This is a genomic window from Holdemanella porci (assembly GCF_019052655.1).
Taxonomy (GTDB): Bacteria; Bacillota_I; Bacilli_A; order Erysipelotrichales; family Erysipelotrichaceae; genus Holdemanella; species Holdemanella hominis.
The window spans coordinates 1-5,476 of record NZ_JAHQVB010000097.1 but is presented as its reverse complement, the minus strand read 5'-3'; the positions used below and the strand labels follow the sequence as shown (position 1 = coordinate 5,476).

Sequence of the window (5,476 nt, the reverse complement as noted above, 5' to 3'; positions counted from 1 at the left end):
GCTATTACGATAGTCCTTTTTGTCGTTCCTCATAATCAACAAATTGTGACAATTCTACAGTTTTTTCACATACCGCATTCCCCTGTTCCGAAGCCAAAATCTTAATATATAAAAAATAGAGCCTTTAATATATTCGAATGAATATTTAATGACTCTATTAATTTTCTTTACGCTTTTATAGGTATATAAGCCACAACACGTGTATCTCTCCATCGTTTTCGATTAGCATTTTGTCCATTAGATAATCTAAATGTACTTGCTTGTTCAGAATAGATGGGATTTTTATCGATAAAAAACTCCTACTTATCACGTACAGCAGCCTGTGCAGCAGCCAGTCTTGCGATTGGTACACGATATGGTGAACAAGATACATAATTCAATCCAACTCTATGACAGAATTCAATACTTGCAGGATCCCCACCATGTTCTCCACAGATTCCTAATTTAATATTTGGACGAGTACTTCTTCCAAGTTCAGTTGCCATCTTTACAAGTTTTCCAACACCTCTTTGATCTAAGTGTGCAAATGGATCTGATTCAAAGATTTTTTTATCATAGTAATCTTGTAAGAATCCTCCTGCATCATCTCTAGAGAATCCAAATGTCATCTGTGTTAAGTCATTTGTACCAAATGAGAAGAATTCAGCTTCTTTTGCGATTTCATCTGCTAATAATGCAGCACGAGGAATTTCAATCATTGTACCAACATGATATTTCATATCGAATTCAGATTCTTGAATCAATTTGTCAGCTACATCACATACAACCTTTTTAACATAGCGAAGTTCTGCAACATCACCAACCAATGGAATCATGATTTCAGGTTCAATCTTCCAGTCTGGATGTCTTTCATTGACAGCTAATGCAGCCTGAATCACTGCAGTTGTCTGCATTTCAGCAATTTCTGGATACGAAATAGCCAAACGACATCCACGATGACCCATCATAGGATTGAATTCGTGTAAGCTAGAAATGACAGATTTCAATTCATCCAATCCAATGTGCATATCCTTAGCTAATTGTGTAATATCATAAGAGTTTGTAGGTAAGAATTCATGTAAAGGTGGATCCAAGTAACGAATTGTCACTGGTAGACCTTCCATAGCTTCATAGATTCCTTCAAAGTCACTTCTTTGCATAGGCAAGATTTTTTCTAATGCGACACGTCTTTGAGCTGCCGTTTTAGAAACAATCATTTCACGAACCGCTTTAATACGATCCCCTTCAAAGAACATGTGTTCCGTACGAACTAAACCAATACCTTGTGCACCAAATTCATGAGCTTGTTTTGCATCATGTGGTGTATCGGCATTTGTACGAACTTTTAATGTACGTCTTTCATCCGCCCAGTTCATAAAACGTTCAAAATCACCTGAAATACTTGCAGGAACGGTTTTAATAGCACTACCATAGATATTTCCTGTTGAACCATCTAAACTGATCCAATCTCCACGGTGATATTTCACACCATCAATTTCAAAATATCCTTCATCATCATGCATCTTGATATCGCCACAACCACTTACGCAGCATGCACCCATACCACGAGCAACAACAGCAGCATGACTTGTCATACCTCCACGTACCGTTAAGATACCTTGAGATACGTGCATACCTTCAATGTCTTCTGGACTTGTTTCTAAACGAACTAAGATGACTTTGTGGTTACGACTTGCCTCTTGAATCGCTTCTTCTGCACTAAATACGATTTGACCACAAGCAGCACCTGGACTTGCTGGAAGTGCTGAAGCAATTGGTTCAGCTTTCTTTAATTCATCCGCATCAAACATTGGGTGAAGTAATGAATCTAATTGTTGAGGTTCAACCATCATTAAAGCTTCATCAATAGTAATCATACCTTCATCCACCATGTCGCACGCAATCTTTAATGCAGCCTGAGCTGTACGTTTACCGTTACGTGTCTGCAACATGAATAATTTACCTTTTTCAATTGTGAATTCCATATCCTGCATATTACGATAGTGCGTTTCCAATTTTTTAGTGATAGCTACAAAATCATCATATGCTCCAGGAGCTACTTTTTTTAATTGATCAATCTTTTGAGGTGTACGAATACCCGCAACAACATCTTCACCTTGGGCATTCATTAAGAATTCACCATACAATTTATTTTCACCAGTACTTGGATTTCGCGTAAAGGCAACACCTGTACCACAATCATTACCCATATTGCCAAATACCATCATCTGCACGTTAACTGCAGTTCCCCAGCTTGATGGAATATCATTCATCTTACGATAATAGATAGCACGAGGATTGTTCCAAGAACGGAATACAGCCTCAATAGCACCCATCAATTGTTCTTTAGGATCTTCAGGGAATTCAGATTTTAATTCATTTTTGTAGAACGCTTTAAATAATTCTACTAATTTCTTCATATCTTCAGCATTTAAATCTAAGTCATCACTAATGCCTCTTTCAGCCTTTACTTCATCGATGATCTCTTCAAAACGCTTTTTACTCAACCCCATAACAACGTCTGAATACATTTGAATAAAACGACGATATGAATCATATGCGAAACGCTCATTATTTGTTAAATTTGCAACTGTTTCTGCAACTGTTTTATTCATACCTAAATTTAAAATAGTATCCATCATACCAGGCATACTTGCACGTGCCCCTGAACGAACAGATACTAATAAAGGATTGGCTTCATCCCCCAATCTCTTTCCAGACTTCTTTTCCAATAAATCTAGATATTCCATAATTTGAGCTTTAATACCATCATTAATTGTTTCATTATCTTCATAATATTGGTTACAAGCTTCTGTAGTGATAGTGAATCCATAAGGCACAGGCATTCCTAGTTTAGACATTCCAGCTAAGTTGGCACCCTTTCCACCTAACAATTCACGCATCGTTTCATCGCCTTCATTAAATTCATAGACATATTTTTTATCCATAATAATTTACCTCCTATTTGTAACCGTTTACATGTGTAAACTATTATAACATACAAATTTACATAATGATAGTTTATTTTAAAATTTCACAAACAAAAACCTATCAGTTTTCACCAATAGGTTTATCCACGTTTAACAACCGCACTTTTTTGTCTAAATGCTATACCAATTTTTACAATATCTTCAACACCAAAATCGTTTAATTCTGTATCATATTTCATATCTTCAATTTGTTTAAGTGCACTATTAGCCAGTGAATCTAAATCAACATTTATATCTTTCGTATGTTTAAACTCAAAGATAAATCCAGGTATTCCCTTCACCATCGGCAATAATTCAATATCAAACCGACCTAGTCCCGATTCTCTATTTGATCTTACCTTAAATTAACTTCCTAGTACAGCACATAATCCAAGCATCATTCCATGATAGAATGCTTCACTAGCCCCATCCATCGTTGATATACTTTTTAACATAAAATCCTCCAACAAAGACTGCAGTTTACTTGTATCTTTAGAAAAGATAGCCTGATGAATTGAAATTGAAACATTATTTTGATTTGTACGATTCAATACTTCTTTTTCATATACATATAAAATTTCTTTATTAGGAATAGCCACATCGCACATATAATTTCCATCATTTTGCGGATATATTTCGGCCACCTTTAGATACCCCGCAACCAACAAGAAACTATATATACTATTAGGATTACTTTGAACTTCAGGATATATTACACTTGTATCTACATACGTTGTAACAGTATTTCCACAAAACAATTTATACAAATTTTCATTAATTACAGGTGTTGCGGTTCCAATGATTTCACCAATAATATCATTACTACCTGTTGATTGCCAAAAAGCTTTTGGAAAACATTGATCCGAAATATAATTGATTACAGACCAAGGATTAAATATTTTCGAATTTCCAAAACGATATCCATCATACCATTCGCAAATTTCTTGATATTTATCTTCATAATCATAATATGCAAGCATGTCTCTGACTTCTTCATTTGTGAAGCCAAAATAAGAACTATAATTATTATCTAATATGGAGTTCGTTTTTAAATTGTTCATCCCACTAAAAATACTTTCTTTTGCGACTCTTAGAATACCTGTTAAAAATCCAAAAGCCAAATGTGGATTATCTTTTAGACCACCCGAAAAAAAATTGCGCATAAAATCAACAATTTCATTATAAAAATCACAAAGATGATCCTGTTGAATGGGCGTATCATATTCATCAATAATAATGACACACTCTTTATCATAATGTTTGTGAAGTAATAAAGATAAAAGTTGAAGCCCCATTTGACAATCAACCTCATTTATATTTTCACTCGCAAAACGATGATACTGCTCTTTTTCGTATGAGCTTAGTACAGAACTACTCTCCAATTCATTATGACGCATAAACTCTAGAGAAATCAATTTACTAATTTTTTGAAAAGTCTCTTGCCAACTCGAACATTTAACATCTTTAAAAGACAAGAATATCACAGGATATTGACCTTGATGTTTTGTATAGTAATCCCCACACTGCCATATATACTTATCCTTAAAATAAATAGATGTATCTTCCGGTGTTTTTTCAAAAAACACACGCAACATATCCATATTTAATGTTTTCCCAAAACGCCTAGGACGCGTGAAAAGAGATACCATCGGTATCGCATTCAAAAAATCACGAATCAATAAAGTCTTATCTACATAGTAATAATTCGTTGTTGCCGACTTAAAATCAGAAACACCTATTGGTAAAGGCTTTTTCGGACTTAAAATCGCATTATCAGGAATCAGCCAATTGCGCCCATCCTTTATTGCACCAACTATTTCTTTTTGTTTACACATCTGTTGAATTCTACGAGTCGATACCCCTATCTTTTTAGCAGCAGATTCACAAGATATATAATTCATAAAACTCCTCCTAAACATACTTTTACTCTAAGTATATCCGTTTAAGCGAAATACATAAACTTCATTTCGTTTGCATTTCGTTTATAAGCAAAAAAAAAGAACTAGAATACACTAGTTCATACTTGCACGCTCTCTACACTTACCACAAACAGAATAGTTTGGACAAGCATCTGTACATGCATTGTCTACGACTGTCCTTAATTGTGCTGGCATCATTGTTGTGATTTCATCATCATCATATCCAACCACAAGGCTCTTTTCCGATAAAAGAATCGGTCTTTTTAGAATCGATGGATTTTCCTGAATCAAAGTAACCAATTCCTTCATCGAATAATCATCGATATCTTTTTGAAGTGCCTGGAATGCCTTCGAACGAACCGAAATGATATCTTCCGTTCCATTTTCACATCGCGACAATAAATATTTAATTTCACTTTCCTTCAATAATGAAGTAAATATATTCTTTTCAACAAATTCAATTTGGTTGTCTTTTAACCACTGTTTTGCCTTACGACAACTAGCACAACCTGGAGAAGTATATAAAATTACCATAATAATAGCCTCCTACAACTAATTATATCATAATACTAGGTTTGAATTAAATATTTGTATCTTAATTTTAAATAT

General features: G+C 34.4%; 3 protein-coding genes and 1 pseudogene. All 4 read right to left on the bottom strand.

Going from position 1 to position 5,476, the window contains the following annotated elements:
• Positions 1 to 299: 299 nt before the first annotated feature.
• The 4 genes and pseudogenes from ppdK to KTQ83_RS11200 all read right to left on the bottom strand — a co-directional run bounded on the left by ppdK (position 300) and on the right by KTQ83_RS11200 (position 5,401).
• Complete coding sequence (gene ppdK / locus KTQ83_RS11210) at positions 300 to 2,927, bottom strand: pyruvate, phosphate dikinase (RefSeq protein WP_217256851.1); 2,628 nt, start codon at positions 2,925 to 2,927, stop codon at positions 300 to 302.
• A gap of 122 nt (positions 2,928 to 3,049) precedes the next feature.
• Positions 3,050 to 3,301 (bottom strand): annotated as a pseudogene (locus KTQ83_RS12380) (PD-(D/E)XK nuclease domain-containing protein); the annotation flags it as partial.
• A gap of 12 nt (positions 3,302 to 3,313) precedes the next feature.
• Positions 3,314 to 4,849, bottom strand: a complete 1,536-nt coding sequence (locus tag KTQ83_RS11205) for an AAA family ATPase (protein ID WP_244975854.1) — start codon at positions 4,847 to 4,849, stop codon at positions 3,314 to 3,316.
• Between the two features lie 111 nt (positions 4,850 to 4,960).
• Positions 4,961 to 5,401 (bottom strand): Spx/MgsR family RNA polymerase-binding regulatory protein, encoded by a 441-nt coding sequence (locus KTQ83_RS11200; RefSeq protein WP_117923595.1) that lies wholly within the window; start codon positions 5,399 to 5,401, stop codon positions 4,961 to 4,963.
• Positions 5,402 to 5,476: the final 75 nt, after the last annotated feature.